General features: G+C 64.3%; 20 protein-coding genes, 1 tRNA gene and 1 rRNA gene. 10 read left to right on the forward strand and 12 right to left on the reverse strand.

The features are described 5' to 3' along the window. The 5 genes from rrf to ACSVIE_RS17935 form a co-directional block, all read left to right on the forward strand. A 5S ribosomal RNA gene (gene rrf, locus ACSVIE_RS17915) occupies window positions 1-76 on the forward strand; the annotation flags it as partial. Between the two features lie 88 nt (window positions 77-164). Further along, window positions 165-659, forward strand: coding sequence for an SRPBCC domain-containing protein (locus tag ACSVIE_RS17920; protein WP_426006081.1), 495 nt, complete (start codon window positions 165-167; stop codon window positions 657-659). Beyond that, the gene (locus tag ACSVIE_RS17925; protein WP_442424714.1) at window positions 643-1,173 is read left to right on the forward strand and encodes a GNAT family N-acetyltransferase; all 531 of its coding nucleotides are present in this window, start codon (window positions 643-645) and stop codon (window positions 1,171-1,173) included. The genes ACSVIE_RS17920 and ACSVIE_RS17925 overlap by 17 nt, the downstream gene beginning before the upstream one ends. 137 nt (window positions 1,174-1,310) lie before the next feature. Continuing rightward, on the forward strand, window positions 1,311-2,756 hold the full coding sequence (locus tag ACSVIE_RS17930) for an FAD-binding oxidoreductase (RefSeq protein WP_442424763.1): 1,446 nt from the start codon (window positions 1,311-1,313) through the stop codon (window positions 2,754-2,756). A gap of 81 nt (window positions 2,757-2,837) precedes the next feature. Continuing rightward, window positions 2,838-3,320, forward strand: coding sequence for a pyridoxamine 5'-phosphate oxidase family protein (locus ACSVIE_RS17935; RefSeq protein ID WP_442424715.1), 483 nt, complete (start codon window positions 2,838-2,840; stop codon window positions 3,318-3,320). Window positions 3,321-3,323: 3 nt separating this feature from the next. Here ACSVIE_RS17935 and ACSVIE_RS17940 read toward each other — a convergent pair whose 3' ends face one another. Beyond that, complete coding sequence (locus tag ACSVIE_RS17940; protein ID WP_442424716.1) at window positions 3,324-4,553, reverse strand: amidohydrolase family protein; 1,230 nt, start codon at window positions 4,551-4,553, stop codon at window positions 3,324-3,326. Between the two features lie 227 nt (window positions 4,554-4,780). On the opposite strand from ACSVIE_RS17940, the gene ACSVIE_RS17945 reads away from it, so the two are divergent. Then, the gene (locus tag ACSVIE_RS17945) at window positions 4,781-5,482 is read left to right on the forward strand and encodes a GntR family transcriptional regulator (protein ID WP_442424717.1); all 702 of its coding nucleotides are present in this window, start codon (window positions 4,781-4,783) and stop codon (window positions 5,480-5,482) included. 1 nt (window position 5,483) lies between these two features. On the opposite strand, the gene ACSVIE_RS17950 is transcribed toward ACSVIE_RS17945, so the two are convergent. From ACSVIE_RS17950 to ACSVIE_RS17970, 5 genes are all read right to left on the reverse strand, one after another. Then, window positions 5,484-6,899 (reverse strand): DUF4032 domain-containing protein, encoded by a 1,416-nt coding sequence (locus ACSVIE_RS17950; RefSeq protein ID WP_426006086.1) that lies wholly within the window; start codon window positions 6,897-6,899, stop codon window positions 5,484-5,486. Beyond that, window positions 6,896-8,497: a beta-N-acetylhexosaminidase gene (locus tag ACSVIE_RS17955; RefSeq protein WP_442424718.1), complete on the reverse strand. Its 1,602-nt coding sequence runs from the start codon at window positions 8,495-8,497 to the stop codon at window positions 6,896-6,898. Before ACSVIE_RS17955 ends, ACSVIE_RS17950 begins: the two co-directional genes overlap by 4 nt. A gap of 83 nt (window positions 8,498-8,580) precedes the next feature. Continuing rightward, window positions 8,581-9,663, reverse strand: a complete 1,083-nt coding sequence (locus ACSVIE_RS17960; RefSeq protein WP_426006088.1) for an ABC transporter ATP-binding protein — start codon at window positions 9,661-9,663, stop codon at window positions 8,581-8,583. A 200-nt stretch (window positions 9,664-9,863) separates the two neighbouring features. Continuing rightward, window positions 9,864-10,685 (reverse strand): trehalose-phosphatase, encoded by an 822-nt coding sequence (otsB, locus tag ACSVIE_RS17965; protein ID WP_442424719.1) that lies wholly within the window; start codon window positions 10,683-10,685, stop codon window positions 9,864-9,866. Further along, window positions 10,675-12,156 carry an alpha,alpha-trehalose-phosphate synthase (UDP-forming) gene (locus ACSVIE_RS17970; protein WP_426006090.1) on the reverse strand — a complete coding sequence of 494 codons (1,482 nt, stop codon included), beginning with the start codon at window positions 12,154-12,156 and terminating at the stop codon, window positions 10,675-10,677. The genes otsB and ACSVIE_RS17970 overlap by 11 nt, the downstream gene beginning before the upstream one ends. Before the next feature lie 167 nt (window positions 12,157-12,323). Here ACSVIE_RS17970 and ACSVIE_RS17975 point away from each other — a divergent pair, with 167 nt between their 5' ends. Both ACSVIE_RS17975 and ACSVIE_RS17980 read left to right on the forward strand, forming a co-directional pair. Continuing rightward, window positions 12,324-13,202 carry a DsbA family protein gene (locus ACSVIE_RS17975; RefSeq protein ID WP_442424720.1) on the forward strand — a complete coding sequence of 293 codons (879 nt, stop codon included), beginning with the start codon at window positions 12,324-12,326 and terminating at the stop codon, window positions 13,200-13,202. Between the two features lie 196 nt (window positions 13,203-13,398). Beyond that, window positions 13,399-13,475, forward strand: a tRNA-Thr gene (locus tag ACSVIE_RS17980). Between the two features lie 22 nt (window positions 13,476-13,497). Here ACSVIE_RS17980 and ACSVIE_RS17985 read toward each other — a convergent pair. Further along, window positions 13,498-13,707, reverse strand: a complete 210-nt coding sequence (locus tag ACSVIE_RS17985; protein WP_426006092.1) for a hypothetical protein — start codon at window positions 13,705-13,707, stop codon at window positions 13,498-13,500. A gap of 125 nt (window positions 13,708-13,832) precedes the next feature. On the opposite strand from ACSVIE_RS17985, the gene ACSVIE_RS17990 reads away from it, so the two are divergent. Then, entirely contained in the window at window positions 13,833-14,471 is a 639-nt protein-coding gene (locus ACSVIE_RS17990) for a TOPRIM nucleotidyl transferase/hydrolase domain-containing protein (RefSeq protein WP_442424721.1), read from the forward strand. Here the strand turns inward: ACSVIE_RS17990 and ACSVIE_RS17995 are convergent. Together ACSVIE_RS17995 and ACSVIE_RS18000 are read right to left on the reverse strand one after the other, a co-directional pair. Then, window positions 14,446-15,339, reverse strand: a complete 894-nt coding sequence (locus tag ACSVIE_RS17995) for a glucose 1-dehydrogenase (RefSeq protein ID WP_442424722.1) — start codon at window positions 15,337-15,339, stop codon at window positions 14,446-14,448. The genes ACSVIE_RS17990 and ACSVIE_RS17995 overlap by 26 nt on opposite strands. A 92-nt stretch (window positions 15,340-15,431) precedes the next feature. Further along, window positions 15,432-16,643, reverse strand: coding sequence for a cation:proton antiporter (locus tag ACSVIE_RS18000; protein ID WP_442424723.1), 1,212 nt, complete (start codon window positions 16,641-16,643; stop codon window positions 15,432-15,434). 208 nt (window positions 16,644-16,851) lie between these two features. Here ACSVIE_RS18000 and ACSVIE_RS18005 point away from each other — a divergent pair, with 208 nt between their 5' ends. After that, window positions 16,852-18,504, forward strand: a complete 1,653-nt coding sequence (locus ACSVIE_RS18005; RefSeq protein ID WP_426006096.1) for a RecQ family ATP-dependent DNA helicase — start codon at window positions 16,852-16,854, stop codon at window positions 18,502-18,504. Between the two features lie 43 nt (window positions 18,505-18,547). Here the strand turns inward: ACSVIE_RS18005 and ACSVIE_RS18010 are convergent, their stop codons facing one another. From ACSVIE_RS18010 to ACSVIE_RS18020, 3 genes are all read right to left on the reverse strand, one after another. Then, on the reverse strand, window positions 18,548-19,279 hold the full coding sequence (locus ACSVIE_RS18010; RefSeq protein ID WP_426006097.1) for a DUF72 domain-containing protein: 732 nt from the start codon (window positions 19,277-19,279) through the stop codon (window positions 18,548-18,550). A gap of 9 nt (window positions 19,280-19,288) precedes the next feature. Then, window positions 19,289-19,540, reverse strand: coding sequence for a hypothetical protein (locus ACSVIE_RS18015; protein ID WP_426006098.1), 252 nt, complete (start codon window positions 19,538-19,540; stop codon window positions 19,289-19,291). 154 nt (window positions 19,541-19,694) lie between these two features. Beyond that, window positions 19,695-20,153 (reverse strand): MarR family winged helix-turn-helix transcriptional regulator, encoded by a 459-nt coding sequence (locus ACSVIE_RS18020; protein ID WP_426006099.1) that lies wholly within the window; start codon window positions 20,151-20,153, stop codon window positions 19,695-19,697. Window positions 20,154-20,331: the final 178 nt, after the last annotated feature.

The raw sequence follows: 20,331 nt of genomic DNA on the forward strand, positions 1-20,331 counted from the left end.
GAACCCGGAAGCTAAGACCCACAGCGCCGATGGTACTGCACCCGGGAGGGTGTGGGAGAGTAGGACACCGCCGGACACACTTCAACGGAGGAGCCCCGACCACGACGGTCGGGGCTCCACCCATTTAAGCCCGGCAAACATCACCACAGGTAGAGTTGTTGCTCATGGACAGTCTTTTCAGCCATCCCGAGCCGGACCCGGCCGCACCTTCCCCGGAGGCCTTCGACCTGGAGCCGCTTGTGGTCACGGTGGTGGTTCCCGCCGATGTACCCCACGCTTTCATGGGCTTCACAGACCACCCGCATCTGTGGTGGCCGCTTGAAGACGAGAGTGTCTTTGGCGCCGGCTCCCACGTCGAGTTCGAAGAGAACATGATCCTGGAAACAGCCGAAGACGGCCGCACATCTTTGTGGGGGACCATTGATGACTGGCAGCCTCCGCTGTCTTTCCACGCCAGTTGGCATCCCGCAAGCACGCCCCTGTGGTCCACCGAGCTGCGGGTGTCTTTCCGTGCCGTCGACGGCGGAACCGAGGTGCGCCTGGTCCACGACGGCTGGGAAGGTGCCGAGGACCCGGCCGCCAGCCGGGAGTCATATGCCGAAGGGTGGCCCCGCGTCCTGGATCGATACGTGAGGTTCATGGGTGGGGCGGTTGCTTAGGGTCCGCAGGCTCAGGGCTGAAGACTGGCCCCTGCTGAAAAAGGTCCGCCTCGAGATGCTTGCCGATACTCCCATGGCCTATGTGGAGAGCCTGGAATCGGCGCGGCGACAAACCGATACCCAATGGCAGGAACGCGCGGCCGCGATGGCAGGAGACAGCAGTGTCACCCTGGTGGCGGATACCGGCTCGGACGGCGGGCCGCTGTCCGGGTTGATGAGGGTGGTGGTCAAAGACCCTCAACAACCGGACAGGCCGCTTCAGGCTGTCCTGATCAGCGTGTACGTAGCGCCGCAACACCGTGGCCTTGGTCTTGCCGACGAGCTCCTTGACCAGGCTTGCGCGGCGGCCCGCGAGGAATTGGATGCCGCCATCCTGGAGCTTGGAGTGCACCAAGACAACGCACGGGCACTGGCTTTCTATGCGCGGCACGGGTTTACTCCGACAGGGGCGAGCAAACCCTACCCACAGGACACCAGCAAAAGGGAGCTCATCATGGAGCGGCAGTTGCGCTAGCTGCGTCCGTGGAAAGGCTTTCTCCCTTGTGAGGTCGCGGTGGCTAGACTGTGATGACTGAAAACACTGCGAAGACTGCCGGTTTGGCGTGTCCGCGGTGCTCATGTGGAGGAACCACCTTGTCAGACGAAACGGTCATGGCCGGAACAACAGAGGAAAACATCAAGGAGCGGACGCTCGTCAACGTGGACGGCGGCAGCCCCACTGCTGCGGAGCGTGCCTTCCTGGACGAACTTGTCCAGGGACTGGGGCGGGGTCAGGTGGACGAAGGTCATGCCACCCGCACCACCTACTCGGCAGACCAAGGGCCGTTGCCCGAGCGGCACCTGCCCCTCGCCGTCGTATGGGCGGAATCGGTAGGCGACGTACAGCTGATCGTCCGCACGTGCGCTGCCCATGATGTGCCGATTGTCCCCCGCGGGGCGGGTACCGGTGTATCCGGAGGTGCGCACGCAACCGCCGGCTGTATCGTGCTCAGCCTGGAACGGATGACCCGCATCCTGGACCTCAACCCTGATGACGAAACTGCCGTGGTCGAACCTGGCGTCATTAATGCCGACCTTAATGCTGCCGCCGCTGTCCATGGCCTGATGTACGCGCCGGATCCTGCGAGCTACAAGATGTCGACGATCGGCGGCAACGTGGCAACCAATGCCGGCGGATTGCGGTGTGCCAAGTACGGCGTCACCAGGGATTCCGTGCTCGCATTGGATGTGGTCATGGCCGATGGATCGCTTCTGCACACGGGGCACCAGACGTTCAAGGGGGTGGCCGGCTACGACCTGACGGCGCTTTTGGTGGGTTCGGAAGGAACGCTCGGGATTGTGGTGGGAATCACCGTCCGGTTGAAGTACCTGCCCCGGGAGATCCACACCATCGCCGCGTTCTACCAGGACTTCCGCAGTGCCGCCGCAGGGGTGTTGGCCGTAGGCAAGGCACGGGTTCAACCCGCCATCATGGAGCTCCTGGACAACGGGACGCTGGAGCAGCTGGACGATATCAACGGCTCGGATCTCCAGAAGCGCGGCAGATCGTTGCTGCTGGTGCAGACGGACGGTTTTGGTGCCGCGGCCGAAGCTGACGTCGTCAGGCGGGTGCTTGCGGACACCGGCGCCACCGTGACCATGGAGCCCAGCGCCGAAGCGGAAATGCTGGTGGAACTACGCCGGAACAGCCGCGGCGTGGAAGTGGACGACGAGTTCCGGGTGGGTGAGGACATCGCCGTGCCCAGGTCCCGCCTGGTGGACTTCGTTGCCGAACTCGAGGCCATGGCGATCCGCTTCAACGTCAAACTCAAGGTGGTGGCGCACGCCGGGGACGGCAACCTGCACCCCACGTTCTGGCTGGACCGGGTGGACCCTGCAACGGACGCTGATGCCCTGATCCGGCTCAATGCTGCCTTGGATGAATCCATCCGCGTTGGCCTGGCAATGGGCGGGACCATCACTGGCGAACACGGCGTTGGGCAGTACAAGCTCAGGTGGCTGGGGCTTGAGCAGCCCGAGGCCGTGCGGGAGCTGCAGCGCCGCATCAAGGAGCTGTTCGATCCTGCAGGCATTTTGAACCCTGGCAAAGCCATCTAGGACAGTTCGCGTGGCCCCTCGCCAGTCAGGCACGGTCCGTGCCCTGTCGGGGCAGGGGCCACGCGGCGTATCCTCAGCGGTATGAACTCATCGGGCACCCATGAACAAGACACCCCTGCTACGGAGATCCTGCCGGCCAACGAGTGCTGGGAGCTTCTGCGCAGCGTTTCCGTAGGACGCCTGGCAGTCCTGGTGGATGACCACCCCGACATCTTTCCCGTGAACTACAAAGTGGACCACGGCAGCATGGTTTTCCGTACGGGCGAACGGACCAAGCTCCACGCAGCGTTGAGCGATGCCCCTGTGGCCATCGAGGCTGACGGCGTTAACGCTGAAACGGGCGTTGCCTGGAGCGTTGTGGCGAAGGGTCAGGCGTCGGCAGTGACGCTGACACAGGAGGTGCTGGATACCATTGGCCTCCTTTTGTTTCCCTGGGAAGCGGGGCAGAAGGACCAATTCATCCGCATCACCCCTGACACCGTGACGGGCAGGCGCTTCAAGGTCACCCCGCCGGTGACGTGGTGGACACCCCTGGATGATGCTCCGACAGCCCGGGGCGAATAGTCCCTAGACCAGTTCCAGCCGGTCGGCCACCACCTTGCCGGCATGAATCACCGTGCGATCCTGGCCGCGGTCCATCACGGTGGAAGCCACCGTCTCACCGTCCACCAGCAGGAGCTCGGCCGGGTCGCCGACCTCGACGCCGGGACGGTGCCTTACGCCCTGAAGCCGCCTTGCGTCCGGATCCAGGATGCTGGCCCCGCCGATGGTGGCGATAGCCAGGCAGTGCTCAATGAGTTCGTCCTGACGGAAGCCGTGGGTGAAGGCCAACTGCCACGTCCGGTCCAGCATGTCGGTGTTGCCGTAGGGGGACCAGTAATCCCGCTGGCCGTCCTCGCCCAGGCCCAGACGGACGCCGGCTTCCGTGAGCAGGGGGATGGGCAGCTGGCCGGACGCAGCCGGGGCAACCGAGGCAAGGGACACATCGAGGTCGGCGAAGGCCTCGATGAGCCGCCGTGTGGTGGCCTCACTGACGCTGCCCAGTTGGTAGGCGTGGGACATGGTCACCTTACCCTGCATGCCCAGGGCGCGTGTCCGTTCCAGCACCAGGTCCGTGCTGAAGACCCCGAGCTCACCGGGTTCGTGCAGATGGATGTCGATCGGTACCTGGTACTTCTCAGCCAGCCCGAAGACGATGTCCAGATGCCGTGCAGGATCACGGTCCAATGAGCACGGATCGATGCCGCCCACGACGTCGGCGCCCGCTTTCAGGGCCTCTTCCATGAGTTCCACGGTGCCTTCTTCCCTCAACAAACCTGCCTGTGGAAACGCGATGATGTCCACCCCGGCCTTGTCGGAGAACTTCTCCTTGGCCCCGGCCACGGCTTCGAAGCGCTGAAGCCTGCAGTCGACGTCCACTTGCGCGTACGAGCGCACGCGTGTGGTGCCGCGGGCAATCATGCGGCCCAGGGTGGTGTTGACCCGTTCCTGCAGCGGGACCTCGGCGTTGCGCCAGTTCATGCGGTCGTTCATCATCATGTTCCACACCCCCGGCCCTCCGGTGTGCTCCCTGAATGGCAGTCCGATCCGCGTGGAGTCCAGATGAACGTGGACGTCCGAGAAGGATGGAACCAATATCCGGTTGCGGCCTTGGACGATGTCGGTGCCTTCCGGGACTGCGCGTTGAGGATCGTGGGGCTCGATGGCAGTGATCTTCCCGCCTGCGTGGTCGGCAACAATACTGACGTCGCTGAGGGCCTGTCCCCAAGGGCGGACGGCGCGGATCAGGGTATTCAAACGTTGCTCCTTGTGTCCGTTGGGCTCTGCGGACCCGAAGCTGGGAGGGCGCCGCATTGAATACCAAAATAGCTTAATTCCCACAAATGGAAGGCAAGAGACCAAGAAGGATCCCCACTTGGAATACCAGCCGTATGCTACCGAGGCCTGCCCTGCAAGATCTCCCAGCACGTGTAAGCTCGGGAAGAAGCTGGCGTGTTGAGCCGGCTTCAGATCATGATGCCGGATTGAAGGGAAGTTGTGCTGTGGCCCAGGCGACGCCGGAACCTGCCAATGGCCGCGACGATGAGGCCCGCGCGGAACAGGTCTACCAACTGGTGCTCGAAGGCATCGTCACGGGTACTTTCGCCCGGGGTTCGCGTCTGCGCGAGAGGGAACTGTCCGATCTGTACAGTGTGTCCAGGATCCCGGTGCGTGAGGCCATCCAGCGCCTGGAACAAGACGGGTTCGTTGCAACGTTCCCGCGCCGTGGCGCCGTGGTGCGCCAGCTGACCCTGACCGACGTCAACGAGCTCTTTGATGTCCGCCTCTGCCTGGAAACCTTTGCCGCAAGGATGGCTGCCACCCGGGTTGCTCAAGGCGCATCGGGCGCCCGCCTGGAGGAGCTGATGGAGGCTTCCAACGCGGCGATCGACGACGGCCGCATGGACGACGTCACGCTGATCAGCGCACAACTGCATACGGAGATAGTGCGCCTCTCCGGCAACAGGCTCTTGATGGAGTCCGTGAAACCCCTGTTCGGACGCATGCGCTGGATTTTCGGCCTGGCCCACAACCGCAGCCATGAGCTTCAACGGGACGAGCACACCCAGCTCTGCAGCGCCATCCTCCAGGGACGCCCCGAACTGGCGTATTCGCTGGCCTACTCACACATTGAACTGGGCCGCGAACCCGTGCTCGCCGGACTTGCCGAGACCCTGGAACCCTGAGTCAGTCGTCGGCGTCCGGGTATTCGTCGACCTCGTCGTAGCGGCTCGATTCCTCCACTTCCACCTCGAGGATCTTCAGCAGTTCCGTATCAGGATTCAGCATGATGGCGGCTTCGTCACGGCGGTGCTGCAACACGGAGTCCAGGTAGGACTGCACGGTCTCGGCAAGGGGAACATACCTGTCCTGCTTCTGGCTCATGTACCACCGGTGTTCCAAAACTTCGTGGACAACCTCGGCCGGTTCCAGTTTCCCGGCGAGGTGGCGGGGGATGGAGCGGACGATGGGTTCGAAGATCTGGCTCACCCAGGCGTGGGCACTGATTTCCTCATCCAGTTCGGGATTGTTGTCGGCCCGGAACTGGTCCATGTCGTTCAGCAGCCTGCGGGCCTGGTTCTCCTGGGCATCCAGGCCGGTAAGGCGAAGCAAACGCCTCTGGTGGTGGCCGGCGTCGACGACTTTGGGCTGCAGTTGGATGGTGGATCCGTCCGCGGTGGTCTTGATGGCGTATTCCTCGACGTCGAAGCCGAGCTCATTCAAGCGGCGGATACGGGCACCTACGCGCCAACGCTCGCCGAGCTCAAAGGACTCTTTCCCGGTCAGCTCGGCCCACAGCCGCCGGTAGCTGTCCATGATCAGCTCACTGGTGGCCACCGGATCCACCTTCTCTTCGATGAGGCCTCCGTCCAGGAGGTCCATCAGCTCACCGGCGATGTTGACCCGGGCGATTTCAAGGTCGTACTCCCGCTGGCCCATGGAAAGGTCCGGGTACAGCTCGCCCGTTTCAGCGTCCACCAGGTAGGCGGCAAAGGCTCCGGCGTCACGGCGGAAAAGGGTGTTGGACAGGGAAACGTCGCCCCAATAGAAGCCGATGAGGTGCAGTCTGACCAGCAACAGGGCCTGGGCGTCGATGAGGCGGGTCAGGGTGTCCTTGCGCAGCATCTGCGAGAACAGTGCGCGGTACGGCATGGAGAACTTCAGGTGCCGGGTGACGAGGACCGGGTTCAGCGGCTTGCCATCGGCCGTGGTCCGGCCCGTGATGACCGCGACGGGCTCAACACAGGGGACGTCCAGCCGGGCGAGCTTCCGCAGCATGTGGTACTCATGGCGGGCTACGTGTTCGGAGGTTTCTTTGATGGCGATGACAGAGCCACCAAGGTGGGCGAAACGGACAATATGGCGTGAGATACCCCGGGGGAGCGCGGCCAGGTATTCCGCCGGCCAGTCCTCCAGGGCAATGTGCCACGGCAGGTCCAGCAGTTCCGGGTCAGCCGCGGCAGCGGTGATGTTGAGCGAACCGATGACACCGGCCGGGGGCGTGGAGTCCTGGGCGCTCGCTGCCTCGGTGCGCGGGAGCTTGCCGATCTGCCCGTAGTCCGTCGGTTCGTCGTGCCACTGGGCTTCGTTCGTCTCGCTCATGCCTCAATTGTTCCGTACTCGTCGCTGTTGGTTCCCATCGTGTCCGCGAAGGGGTCGGACGGCCGTGCCGACCACTGGACCCCGGGCGCCTCCTGGAACGGGACACCCTGCCTGCTGAGCCTTTCACCCAAGGTGCCCAACCGGCGTCGGAAACCATCAAGGTCCCGGGCCGGCCGGCTGGACCATGCGACTTCGGCGAGGGAAACCGCACGCGGGTACTGAAGCCAGTACGCCTGTCGGTTGCCACGTACCGTTTCCGTCCACAGCGGACCCTCGACGCCAAGCACCTGGTGCTCCGCCAGTCCGCCCTGCACCGGGTCCCAGTCGTAGTACTCGGCCCATGTAAACGGTCCGCCTTCCACCCAGGACAGACCGATGGGCGAGCCGGGATCGTACTTTTGGTCGAGGTAGGTGGTGGCTGCAGGTGACATGAGCACCGGTGAGCCGGCGCCGGCCTTCTCCACCACGGGGTCGAAGCCGCCGTGCCAGTACTGCACTACAGCGCCATCCGGCAGGTCAACCTCGGCGTATTCGTTCCAGCCCACCACCGTCTTGCCGGTTTCGGCCCCGATACGGGCGAATTCGCGGACCATGGTGACGTAGTTGTCGTGGCCGGTCACCAGGGCTTCGTCGCCTCCGATGTGGAGGTAAGGACCCGTGGTGATGGAAGCCAGTTGGCCGAGGACTTCACGGACAAACTCATAGGTAACGGGAAGACCGGCGTCCAAGGTCGAGTAGCCGACGTCGCCCGTGGTGTTCATGGGTTGGGGCCGGCCGTCAGGGTTCAGCTGCGGGATAGCGGCCAGGGCTGCATTGACGTGGCCGGGAAGATCGATCTCCGGAACCACCAGGACGTTCCTCGCCGCCGCATAGCGTTGGATGTCCTTGAAGTCTTCCTGCGTATAGAAACCGGTGCGGCCCGGTCCCAATCCGGTTCCGGGGTGGTTGACGGCGCCGCCCACGGCTGTGAGGTTCCCGTAGTCCAGGCCGGAAGGGTTGTCCGCCGGCGGCTGGATTTCGATGCGCCAGGCTTGGTCGTCCGTGAGGTGAAGGTGCAGGGCGTTGAGCTTGAACTGGCCCATGACATCAATCTGCTCCTTCACTTCTTCAACCGTGAAGAAGCTTCTGGCGACGTCCAGCATGAGCCCGCGGTACTGGAAGCGGGGGGCGTCATGAATAACGACGCCGGGAATCACCCACGTGCCCGCGTCCGGCGTGGCGTGTGGGGCACCGTGGGGCGTAAGGGGCTGCTCCACGGAGGCCGGGAAGAGTTGGCGCAGGGTCTGGACTGCGTTGAAGAACCCGGCCGGTGCTTGCGCTGTCAGCCTGATGGCGTCATCGGTGACGGTGAGCCCGTAAGCCTCGGGGCCGCCGTCGAGCGTTTCCACCAACTCCAGCGAAATGTCACCCGACGAGGAATGGGTGGCAATCGGCAGTTCGAAGCCGGTGCCGCGCTGCAGCAGGAGCTGCAGCTGCCCGGCAGCGGTCCGGGCAGCGCCCTCAGCGATGATCCGTGCCGTGGGCTGAAGCGTGAAAACCTGGCCGTCCAGGGGCGTGACGTGCCGGGGCAAGGGGATCAGGTTGTCCGTCGTGTTCATGCCGTTCTTTCGCCGGAGATGGGTTAACGAGAGAGCGGCCCGACCGTTGAGGGTCGGGCCGCTGTCAGCACTGCATAATGCGACTAGTCGCCCAGGCGGAGACCGGTCTTGGTGTCGAACAGGTGCACGTGGCCCTGCTGCGGACGGACAAAGATGGACTCGCCCTTCATCGGAGGACGGCGGCCGTCGACGCGGGCCACGATGTCGTGGCTCTTGCCGTCAAGGATGGTGTGGCCGTAGACGTAGGCGTCGGCGCCGAGTTCTTCAACGACATCGACCTCAACCTGGAGGCCTTCGCCGTTGCCGACGGTCTCCAGGTCTTCCGGACGGGTACCAACGGTGACGGTCTTGCCGGATGCGTCGTCCAGGACGTCGTGCTTGACCGGGTAAACGGTGCCGCCGAACTGGACGCCGCCGTCAACAACCGGCAGTTCCAGCAGGTTCATGGCGGGGGAGCCGATGAAGCCTGCCACGAACACGTTCTGCGGGCGGTCGTAGAGGTTGCGCGGGGTGTCGACCTGCTGGAGGAGGCCGTCCTTGAGGACTGCAACGCGGTCACCCATGGTCATGGCCTCAACCTGGTCGTGCGTCACGTAAACCGTGGTGACGCCCAGGCGGCGGGTCAGGGATGCGATCTGCGTACGGGTCTGGACACGGAGCTTGGCGTCGAGGTTGGACAGCGGCTCATCCATGAGGAAGACCTGCGGGTTACGAACGATTGCACGGCCCATGGCAACACGCTGGCGCTGACCACCGGAGAGCGCCTTCGGCTTGCGGTCCAGGTACTGCTCGAGGTCCAGGAGCTTGGCGGCTTCGCGGACACGCTCGGCGCGCTCTTCCTTGGAAACGCCGGCGATCTTCAGGGCGAAGCCCATGTTGTCGGCAACAGTCATGTGCGGGTAGAGAGCGTAGTTCTGGAAGACCATTGCGATGTCGCGGTCCTTCGGCGGAACATCCGTGACGTCACGGTCACCGATCAGGATGCGGCCGGCGTTCACGTCCTCAAGACCTGCGAGCATGCGCAGGGAGGTGGACTTACCGCAACCGGAGGGTCCAACGAGGACCAGGAATTCGCCATCGGCGATGTCGATGTTGAGCTTGTCGACAGCGGGCTTATCAGTGCCCGGGTACAGACGCGTAGCGTTGTCAAAAGTAACTGTTGCCACAGTTATCAATCCCTTCACCGGCAGGTACGTGCCGGACGATCCGTAGTGAATGGTTCTTGTTGTTCAGTTGAACTCCCCGGCCGAAGACCGGGGAGGAGCAGTGCGACGCCGCACGGTACTGTGCGTCACGTCACATCCAAGAGTATGTCAGACTTTTTGACTTCCTGTCGAAATGTTACGAACGTCACATGTTGCTTTGGTCACTGCCCGGTCTGGCCTGCTGCTTGCTGGACGGCGCGGCGGCGCTCCTTCAGCAGCGCTTCGAGGAGCTCGGCGACGTGGACCGGGGCCTCCACGCGGTACTGGGCCTGCGTGAAATCCAGGCCCACTTTGATCCCCACGTCATCTCCCATGAGCCTGCCCAGGGCGTCTTCATCCGTGACGTCGTCGCCGGCGAACAGGATCGCCGTGGCACCGGTGGCTTGGCGCAGGAACTCCACGGCTTCGCCTTTGGAGGCCTTGACCACGGAGGTTTCCAGCACCCGCTTGCCGGTTTTCAGGTACACGCCCGGCTGGTCCCGCAACTCGCGGAGGGCAGCCTCGACGGCGTCTTCCGCGACGTCGTCGTCAGCAAGCCTGGTGTGGAGGACAACTCCAGCCGGCTTGTCCTCCAACAAAGTGCCCGGCGCGACGTTGACGATTCCCGCGAGGACATCGCGGACTCCGGCCAGCCGGGCCCGTTGGGCTTCGTCCAGCTCAAGCCCCAGTGAACCTTCGCCGAGCCATACTTCGGCGCCGTGGCTGCCGATCAGGAGGGAGCCGGCAGGTGGCGAGGCGACCAGCCGCAAACTGTCCAGTGCGCGGCCCGAGATGAGTGCCGTCGTCGTGCGGGGGAGGGTGGCGAGGCTCTCCAAAGCCGCGGCCGAACGCGGCAGGGGGCGGGCGTCCTCGGCGTGGTCCACGATCGGGGCGAGCGTGCCGTCGAAGTCCAGGGCCACCAGGAGGTGCTCGGTTCCCGCGATCCGGCGCACCGCATCCAGAAGCTCGGGCGACAGGGTCAGGGCTGGCCGCTCAGCTGTCATCGCGGACCACTTTCTCGTCGAGGGCGGCGAGGAACTCCGCGGACCAGTGGTCGACGTCGTGGTCCAGGATCTGCTTGCGCATGAGTTTCATGCGCCGGCGGGCTTCCTTGGGCGACAGATTGACCGCGCCCAGGATCGCCGACTTCAGGCCGTCGATGTCGTGCGGGTTGATCAGGAAGGCCTGCTTCAGCTGGTCGGCTGCCCCGGCGAACTCGCTCAGGACCAACGCGCCGTCGTCATTTGAACGAGCCGTGACGTACTCCTTGGCCACCAGGTTCATGCCGTCCCGCAGGGCGGTCACCAGCATGACGTCCGCTGCAAGGTACAGGGCCACCATCTCCTCCACGGGATAGCTGTGGTGGAGGTAGCGGACCGCGGTGTTCTGGATGGTGTCGTAGGTGCCGTTGATGCGGCCCACGGTGCCCTCGATCTCCTCGCGGAGGAGGCGGTACTGCTCCACACGCTCGCGGCTGGGACTGGCGACCTGGATCAGCGTGGCGTCCTCGACCTTGATGTGGCCGTCGGCCAGGAGTTCTTCGAAAGCCTTGAGCCGGTGGCCGATGCCCTTGGTGTAATCCAGCCGGTCGACGCCCAGGAGGATGGTCTTGGGGTCGCCCAGGTCCTTGCGGATCTGCCGGGCGCGCTCGATGATGTCAGGCCGGGCTGCCAGTTCCCTGATCTGGTCCACATCAATCGAAATCGGGAAGGACTGCGCGCGGGCAATGTGGGTGATGCTGCCGTCCGGTCCCTTGACGTGGACCTGTTGCTGCTTGACGCTGGCGCCCAGGAACCGGCGGGCCGAGCGCATGAAGTTGCCGGCGTCGCTGGGCCGCTGGAAGCCCAGCAGGTCGGCGCCCAACAGGCCGTCGATAATCTCCCGGCGCCACGGAAGCTGCGCAAAGATTTCCGGTGGCGGGAAGGGAATGTGGTTGAAGAAGCCGATTTTCAGGTCCGGGCGTGCCTCCCGCAGCATGCGGGGGACCAGCTGGAGCTGGTAATCCTGCACCCACACGGTGGCCCCGTCCGACGCGTGGCGGATGACGGCGTCGGCGAACTTCTTGTTGACCTGGCGGTAGGAATCCCACCACGTACGGTGGAACTCCGGCGGCGCGATCACGTCATGGTAAAGCGGCCAGATGGTCGCGTTGGAGAAGCCCTCGTAGTACAGCTCCACGTCGTGGCTGCTGAGCTGGACAGGCACAAGGTCCATGCCCTCATGGCTGAACGGACGCACGGTTTCATCCGGTGCCCCGTGCCAGCCCACCCAGGCGCCGTCTGTCTTGGTCATCATCGGGGCGAGGGCGGTCACGAGGCCGCCCGGCGAGCGGCGCCAGCCGTTGTCTTCGCACCGGTCCACGGGCAGGCGGTTGGACACCACCATGAAGTCGAAGGTGCTCGCCGTCGGCTTCCCCGTGGGAGATGCCCTGACGCCCTCTTCCGTAGTGAGTTTTTCGCTTGCCAAATCCTGCATTACTGCTCCCTGGGGTTGCTGTGACTCACCTCCCAGCCTACCGGCGGAATCATGTACCACCGTTGATCGTTCAACAACCGGGTCACTGCACACGCGGCGAATCTTCAGGTTTGCTCCCGTAAACTGACCCCGTTGCCACTACGACCCCGAGTAACCACGAGGATTTGATGAGCCCCGCAAACGAACCGCGCCTGTCCAAGGCCGAGAAGACCGCCCAGGCCCGGGAACAAGCGCGCAGGATCCGCGAAGAACAGCTGAAGAAGGACAAGCGCAACAAGATGCTGGTCCTGTGGGGCATCGTGGTTGCCGTCGTAGCGATCCTCGTGATCATCGCCCTGGTGGTGGTGCAGAACATGCAGAACAGCGCGCCCGTCGCGGACAGCGGTCCCACGCCCGCCAACGGCAACGTGCACGGCGGCGTGACGCTGCTTGCCAACACCGAGGTCGCCAAATCGGAGCCGGCGACCGTCAACGTGGCGGACGTCCCGTCGCCTCCGGCCACCAAGCCCGCCAGCGTGACCGTACCCGGCGGCGAAGCCGAGGCCGGCAAGCCGGTCAAGGTCATCGCGTACATCGACTTCATCTGCCCCGTCTGCAAGCGCTTCGAGACCACCTACGGGGAGTCGCTGACCAACCTGCGCAACGAGGGCAAAATTTCCCTGGAGTACCGCCCGCTCGGGTTCCTGGACCGCCAGTCCACCACCAACTACTCCTCCCGTGCGGCCAATGCCGCTGCCTGCGTGGTGAACTCCTCGCCGGAGAAGTACGCGGAATTCTTCAACCTGCTCTTCGAGCGCCAGCCGGCCGAAGGCGGCGCGGGCATCTCCGATAACGACCTCAAGGCCATGGCCACTGAGGTGGGCGCAGCCAACATCGACTCCTGCATCGAGAACAAGCAGTTCCGCCCCTACGTCAAGGTCGCCACCCAGGAAGCCGCCGCAATCGGCGTCACCGGCACGCCTACGGTCTTCATCGACGGCAAGCAGTGGGACGGCACCACGGACCTGAGCGCTGAGATCCAGACCGCGATCGACGCAAAGGGCTAGGTTAGCGACACGGACGACGGCGGCAGGTCGCCGTCTGGGGCATGTTCCCCGGCGCGGCCGGCCGCCGTTGTCCTGTGCCGGCCGCCGTTGTCCTGCCCGGCTGATTTCCGTGCGGGGGATCGTCTGGGCTACCCTTATCTAGCGCTGAATTACGCTTGCTCCGGTTCGCCGGGGCTGGTCCCGGAACGCCGGGTCCGCCTCCTTAGCTCAGTTGGCCAGAGCACCTGTCTTGTAAACAGGGGGTCGCCGGTTCGAATCCGGCAGGGGGCTCCATCAAAATTATCCCGCTGCAGGCTTATTGCCGTGACTCTGCGTCGAGGTCTTCCAAGGCCCACGTGAGAACTTCAAGGTCGAAGGGCGAGGGTTCCCTGGCTTGGTAGAGGTAAGCCTCCAGCTCCAGCGGTTTGGCGCTGCCGCCGTTGGCCCAGTACCTGGCCCACAAGCTGTCCAGTGTGATGACGTGCTGTTCCAAGTACTTCCGGGCTGTCTGCCGTGGATCATCCATGACTGCTTTCCGTAACTGTCGACTGTCGTCGTGCACCTCGATACTCAGCCTCCTTAGTATTGGAATCTACACCTCGGCTTTCGTTGAGCCAAGACCATCAGGAGGGTGTCCCGCATACTGGGAGGATGCAGCCCACAACAGTGTTGGTCGAGGGTGAAAGTGACCGTGCCGCGGTCCGGGCGCTCGCCCTGCGCAGGGGCCACGATCTTGCTGCCCTGGGGGTGTCGATCGTTCCCATGGGCGGTGCCACCAGCATCATCCATTTCCTTGACCGTTATGGGCCCCGGGGAGAAGGCCGCCGGCTCCTGGGTTTGTGCGATGCACGGGAATCGCCGGGCATAGCCCGCGCGCTGGCCCGGGCGGGGATCGGTCCGGGTGACCTGGAGGAGCTTGGTTTCCACGTCTGCCACGTGGACCTGGAAGACGAGCTGATCCGCGCCCTGGGTGTGGATGGCGTCCTTGACGTCATTGACGAGCAAGGTGAGCTGGCCTCGTTCCGGTTGCTGCAGAACCAGCCCTCCTTGCGCGAAAAGACGGTCCCGGCGCAGCTGCGGCGGTTCTTCGGCGGACGCAGTGGAAACAAGATCCGGTACGCTCCGCTGCTGGTCAATGCCCTGCCGGAAGGCCAGGCGCCACCGCCGCTGGAACTGCTGGTAGCGTCCTTCGCGGCGGCCACCCAGGCCACCCGCGACGGCGGCGCGGGCCTTTGTGGCGAGTGCCGCCGTCGTGGATCAACCGCTAAGGCGTGGGGCTGCCGCCGTTGACGTTCAGCGTCTCACCCACTACGTAGCTGGACTCGGGGGAGGCCAGGAAGACGTAGGCCGGCGCCAGTTCCGCTGGCTGGCCGGCGCGGCCCAGGGGAGTGGACTGTCCGAATTCGGGCAATTCTTCCTTCGGCTGTCCGCTGCTGACCTGCAGCGGGGTCCAAATGGGGCCTGGCGCCACGGCGTTGACCCGGATCCCCTTGGGGGCCAGCTGCTGGGCGAGTCCCTTGGTGAAGTTGTTGATGCTGGCCTTGGTGGTGGCGTAATCCACCAGTGTTGGCGAGGGGTTGTAGGCCTGGATTGACGTGGTGTTGATGATCGTGGAGCCTGCCGGCATGTGCGGCAGGGCGGCCTTGGTCAACCAGAACATGGCGTAGACGTTGGTCTTCTGGGTGTGGTCGAACTGCTCGTCGCTGATCTGCCCCAGCTCTTCCTGGGCCACCTGCTTGCCGGCGTTGTTGACCAGGATGTCGATGCCGCCGAGCGTTTCCACCGCGGTATCGACCAGTTCGCGGCATACGGCAGAATCCTTGAGGTCGCCCGGTACTTTGACGGCCTTGCGGCCGGCGGCCTCAATGATCCCCGCTATCCGCGCAGCATCTTCTTCCTCTTCGGGCAGGTAGGAAAGGACGACGTCGGCGCCTTCCCGGGCGAAGGCGATGGCTGTGGCCGCCCCGATACCTGAATCCGCGCCCGTGACAATCGCCTTCCGGCCTTCCAGCCGGCCTGTACCCCGGTAGGTGTCCTCCCCGAGGTCGGCCTTGGGTGTCAGCTCGGAATCGAGGCCGGGCTCGGGCTGGTGCTGCTCAGGGGGAGAGATGTGCTCGTAAGCGGTGACGGGGTTTCGGAAGGTGTACTGGTCAGTCATGGAAGTCCTCCATCTGTTGCAGGCGGGCGGTTGCTTGCGCCGTCCCACCGTGGACATGCCGCACAGTTACTAAGCAGCCTTACCATTCCAGCCTAAGCATGGGGAGGGTGGGTTGCCAACCCGGCGGCCGGATCCACCGGCGTTGCCTTGCGCCCGTGCAGGGCCAAAAGCGGGAAGAGCAGCACCGACAGCATTCCCGCACCAATCATGGCAGCAGCGGTACCACTGGAAATCAGCCCTTCGTCCTTGCCGATACCGGTGACGGCGACGATGATGGGCAAGCCTGTGGCAGCAAAGAGCGCCACCGCGCGCTTATCCGCAAACGACGACCTGCGCGGTGCAGCCAGCAGCGACGGCACGCCCCTGGCGAGCAGCAGCAGGAGCAGGAACAGCGGAACCGTCGCCAGGGTCAGGGGGCTGGCAACAAGGGCCTTAAGGTCGAAATCAATGCCCGTATCGATGAAGAAGACCGGGACTAGGAAACCGAACGCCACGGCATCGATCTTGGTCTCAATCACTTGGCGGTCGGCCTCCGGGGCGCGGGCCATCACCACCTGCCACAGGACGCCCGCCGCAAAAGCGCCCAGCAGCATGTCGAGGCCCAGCACCATGCTGAGCACCACCAGGGCAGTCAGGATGAACATGATCGAACGCACGGCAAACTGGCCACTCGTGTGCAGCGTGCTGGTCACCTGGAAGTGAAGGAAGGTGTGCTGCGACCGTGAAGCCAGGAAGATTGCCAGCCCCGTCAGAAGCACGAAGCCCAGCAGCACCAGGGTCGCAGGGCCCACCTCCCGGCCGCTGAAAAACAGCGAGACCGCGATCAAGGGGCCGAATTCTCCCACCGCACCCAGGGCGGTGACCGCGGTGCCCAGCGGAGTCCTCGCTTCACCGGCGTCACGAAGAATCGGCATCAACGTCCCCAGGGCAGTTGAGGACAGTGCCACACCAATGATCACGGCGGCCTCGAAACCAGGCGCGAGCAGGAATCCGGCGCCAACTCCAAGGGCCAACGAGATCAGCCACCCAGCTGTTGCGCGGTAGGCGGGACGCCCGCGGATGGCCGCGAAGTCGATCTCGTTCCCGGCCACGAAAAACAGCATTGCCAGGCCGAAATCCGCCAGCGTATCCGTGAACGACGAGGACTGAATCCACCCCAGGAGGCTTGGGCCAAGCAGCATGCCCATCAGGATCTCGAACACAATGATGGGAATCCGTAGCCAGCGGTCCAGCGAGCGGGCAGCCAAGGGGGCGGCGATGGCCAGCGCGGCGATCAGGAGCAATGACGTAGACAGATCATTCATCAGCGGTGCCTCACCTGCCGGGAACGAGGAGTAGTCCAAAGCTACCGCCACCCTTCGGGCGGCGCCATGGACTGTGGCCCGCGACGGGAAAGAACAGTTGTCCACAGATGTTTCGGGCGATGGCGACGGCGGACGGCGCCGCGCGCTAGGCTGGTTACCTCGGCTGAAGCAAGCGGCCGCAACACCCACCGTGTGGAGCCGCATACCAATGTCCCTCGATCAAGAGCTGCGTGCCCTCGCGGCGTCGACCTTCGCTTTGCCTGATTTGCGCGACGGCCAGCTTGCCGCCATGAATGCGCTCGCCTCCGGTCGTGATGTCCTCGCAGTCATGCCCACCGGCTACGGGAAATCTGCCACTTACCAGGTGGCAGCCCGGTACCTCCACCTCCAAACGGGGCGGCCCGCCGTCGTTGTTTCACCGCTCATTGCCCTGCAGGAGGACCAGTTGGACGGGCTGGCCGGGCAGCTGGGTGAGTCGGCCGCCGTCGCCGTCAACTCTTCCCGCAGCGACGCCGAAGTGGAGGCTGCCTGGCATGCCGTGGAATCGGGCAAGGCGGCCTTCCTGTTCCTGGCACCTGAACAACTGGCCAAACAGGAAACCGTGGAACGGATCGCCCGGCTGGACATCACCATGTTGGTCGTGGATGAGGCCCACTGCGTTTCATCATGGGGCCACGACTTCCGGCCGGACTACCTGGAACTTGGAAACGTACGCCGTAACCTGGGCAACCCGCCGGTGGCCGCCCTCACAGCCACGGCTTCCCCGCCTGTCCGGGATGAAATCGTGGAGCGTTTGGGCATGGAAGACCCGCTGCTGCTGGTGCGTGGCTTCGACCGGCCCAACATCGGCCTGGACGTGATGCGGCACCAGACGGACAAGGACAAGCGCAAGGCCGTCCACCGGCAGGTGGCCGAACTGGCGCAGTCAGGCCATGGACTGCTGTACGCCGCAACGCGCAAGGACACGGAGAAATACGCGGCGGAACTCGTCGAGGACGGACTCAGGGCCGAGGCCTATCACGCCGGTCGCTCCGCCTCTGACAGGGAGCGCATCCATGAAGAGTTCCTGGACGACACTTTGGACGTCGTGGTTGCCACCACGGCATTCGGCATGGGCATTGATAAGCCCAACGTGCGGTTCGTGGTCCACGCGGACATCCCCGAGTCGCTGGATGCCTACTACCAGGAGATTGGCAGGGCCGGCCGTGACGGCGCCGATGCTGTGGCGGTACTCCACTACCGCGAGGAAGACCTGGGTCTCAGGAAGTTCTTTGGGACACATACCCCCGACCCCGATGCCCTGCATGCTGTCCTCAAGGTCCTGAAGTCTTCGGACTCAGCGGTTCCCAAAGGTGCCGTCTCGGAACTCACCGACTATCCCGCCCGCCGTGTGACGGCACTGGTCAATCAGCTGGAGGACGCAGGTGCTGTTGCTACCGTAAAGCGGGGCGTCCGGCTGGCATCGCAGGCCAAGCTTCCCACCCTTGTCTCGCGGGCCGTGGAGAAGGCCGAGGCCAGGCAGCGCATCGACCAGTCCCGCCTGACCATGATGCGCGCCTACGCCGAAACGGACGCGTGCAGGCGGCAATTCCTCCTGGGCTACTTCGGCGAGGACCTGCCGGAGCCATGTGGCAACTGTGACATCTGCGCCGAGGCTCCTGCCGAAGCCGCCGCAGTGTCCGACGACTCGGGAGTCCAGGAGCCTTTCCCGCTGCAGTCCACGGTTATCCACAAGGAATGGGGCCCCGGGCTGGTCATGCGGCACGAAGACGACGTCATCACGGTGCTGTTCGAGCAAGAGGGTTACAAGACGCTGTCCCGTAGCGCTGTGGAGGAACACGGCCTCCTGAAACCGGCATAAAGCGACACCCGGTTACAGCTGCGGCGAGCAGTGCCGCGGCACGTCAATTGGCGCCGAGCAGTGCCCGCAGCGTGTCCGCATTCCGCACGGCGTTCCCGCCGCCGTCGTTATTGAAGTACGCGTACACATCCCTGCCTGAGCCGCTCCACTCGCGGATCCGGTCCGCCCACCACTGCAGGTCCTCGTCCGGATAGGAGCCGCCGTAGAGGTGCTGCCGGTCCGGGCCGTGCAGCCTGACGTACACGAACGGAGCCGTTGCCCGCAGGATGCAGGGCAGGTTTGCTCCGCTCATGACGCAGTAGGCAGTCTGATGGCGCTCCAGGATCGAGTAGACATCGGGGTGGTCCCAGCTGTCATGCCTGAACTCCACCGAGACCCTGATCCACTGGGGAATGGCTCCCAGGAAGTAGTCGAGCCGGGCGTCGTCACGGGCAAAGTCCGGCGGGAGCTGGACCAGAAGGACCGCCCGCTTGTCGCCCAGTTCGTGCCAGCAGCGGCTGATCCGCTCCAACCAGACCTCCGGAGCGTAAAGCTTCTTGCCGTGCGACAGGCCGCGAGGCGCTTTGACGGACATGGCGAAGCCGGCGGGCAGGCGGTTGCGCCAGCCGGCGAAGGTGGTATCCCGTGGCCATCGGTAGAAGCTCGCGTTCAGCTCAACGGTGCTGAACCTGGCGACGTAGGCATCCAACCGCTTGGCCGTGGGGAGGCCCGGCGGGTAGAGCACGCCGTTCCAGTGGTCGTAACTCCAACCCGACGTGCCGATGTGGATGCCCATGGTGGGATGCTAGTGGCTGTTCGCGGTCCGTGCCATGAGCGCCTGGAGGTCTTCGGCGACCTTGCGCTGGCGGGCGCTGCGCGTCGGAACGGGCGTTCTGTGCTCCGTGCGCGGGGCCCTTGTGGTGGTGGGGCGTGGTTGCGTGCTGCGGGACTGCGCGTTCCGGCTGAACGCGGCGTCGCGTCCGATCCTGGGATCACGTACGGGGGCGTCGACGGTGACGGTGCCCTGCAGGGGGTCGTGGAAAAGCGGGAGATTCATTGGTCCATTCCGGTTAGTACGGATTGCCTCAGCAGACCCGTAAACGCTCGACAGGAGATGAACTTTGATCCTTGCATAACTCAAAAGCCTCTGATATGGACAGATGCATATCGATCGCGGGTTTGGTTGTGCAGATGTCCACGGCACCGAGGAGCTAACCCCAGAGCGCCTTTCGGAGGAGAACTTTGAGTTGCTCAGTCTCTTCGTCGCTCAGGTGGGCGAGCTGCTGCTGCTCGCAGGCCTGCAGCTCTGCCCGCAGTTTGGTGTGGATACGGCGCCCCTCGGCCGTGGAGACGATGGCCCGGGACCGTCTGTTCCGTTGCCCCGGAACGCGCTCCACCAGGCCGCGGTGTTCCAGGTCATCGATCAGCCCGGCCACCTGGTTCATATCAAGGCTCAGGAATTCGGCAAGCTCACGTTGCGTCGCTTCAAGTCCGCTGCAGGCGAGGGTCAGCACAGCGAAAGAGCGTTCCCTCAGCCTGAAATCGCTCAGGACACGCTTGTTGAGGGACAAAACGCCTGCATGGACCTTGCCGAGCAGGAGGCTCGCATCATTCCCGATCTCCGCAGCGGCCAGGCGTGGAATCTGTACTTCGGCGCTCAGCGGACCCATGACAACCCCAGATAGTAAGTAACGACCAACCTTTGCATTCTTTCAGAGATATCCCGCCGAACCGGCCACGATAAGGTTCCCATGACGCCGCTGAACGTCATCGCCCAGCCACGGGAAGACCGTGGGCTATGGTGCAGGGAAGACTCATTCCCACAAACCTGACAAGGGGCATCATCTG

The sequence above is a fragment of the Paenarthrobacter sp. NCHU4564 genome, assembly GCF_052156435.1.
In the GTDB taxonomy this organism is placed as follows: domain Bacteria; phylum Actinomycetota; class Actinomycetes; order Actinomycetales; family Micrococcaceae; genus Arthrobacter.

Coding starts and splice junctions, on each gene's coding strand:
- ACSVIE_RS17920 (WP_426006081.1), top strand. CDS start 165: ATGGACAGTCTTTTCAGCCATCCCGAGCCGGACCCGGCCGCACCTTCC.
- ACSVIE_RS17930 (WP_442424763.1), top strand. CDS start 1,311: ATGGCCGGAACAACAGAGGAAAACATCAAGGAGCGGACGCTCGTCAAC.
- ACSVIE_RS17935 (WP_442424715.1), top strand. CDS start 2,838: ATGAACTCATCGGGCACCCATGAACAAGACACCCCTGCTACGGAGATC.
- ACSVIE_RS17950 (WP_426006086.1), bottom strand. CDS start 6,899: ATGAGCGAGACGAACGAAGCCCAGTGGCACGACGAACCGACGGACTAC.
- ACSVIE_RS17955 (WP_442424718.1), bottom strand. CDS start 8,497: ATGAACACGACGGACAACCTGATCCCCTTGCCCCGGCACGTCACGCCC.
- otsB (WP_442424719.1), bottom strand. CDS start 10,685: ATGACAGCTGAGCGGCCAGCCCTGACCCTGTCGCCCGAGCTTCTGGAT.
- ACSVIE_RS17970 (WP_426006090.1), bottom strand. CDS start 12,156: ATGCAGGATTTGGCAAGCGAAAAACTCACTACGGAAGAGGGCGTCAGG.
- ACSVIE_RS17975 (WP_442424720.1), top strand. CDS start 12,324: ATGAGCCCCGCAAACGAACCGCGCCTGTCCAAGGCCGAGAAGACCGCC.
- ACSVIE_RS17985 (WP_426006092.1), bottom strand. CDS start 13,707: ATGGATGATCCACGGCAGACAGCCCGGAAGTACTTGGAACAGCACGTC.
- ACSVIE_RS17990 (WP_442424721.1), top strand. CDS start 13,833: ATGCAGCCCACAACAGTGTTGGTCGAGGGTGAAAGTGACCGTGCCGCG.
- ACSVIE_RS17995 (WP_442424722.1), bottom strand. CDS start 15,339: ATGACTGACCAGTACACCTTCCGAAACCCCGTCACCGCTTACGAGCAC.
- ACSVIE_RS18000 (WP_442424723.1), bottom strand. CDS start 16,643: ATGAATGATCTGTCTACGTCATTGCTCCTGATCGCCGCGCTGGCCATC.
- ACSVIE_RS18005 (WP_426006096.1), top strand. CDS start 16,852: ATGTCCCTCGATCAAGAGCTGCGTGCCCTCGCGGCGTCGACCTTCGCT.
- ACSVIE_RS18010 (WP_426006097.1), bottom strand. CDS start 19,279: ATGGGCATCCACATCGGCACGTCGGGTTGGAGTTACGACCACTGGAAC.
- ACSVIE_RS18015 (WP_426006098.1), bottom strand. CDS start 19,540: ATGAATCTCCCGCTTTTCCACGACCCCCTGCAGGGCACCGTCACCGTC.
- ACSVIE_RS18020 (WP_426006099.1), bottom strand. CDS start 20,153: ATGGGTCCGCTGAGCGCCGAAGTACAGATTCCACGCCTGGCCGCTGCG.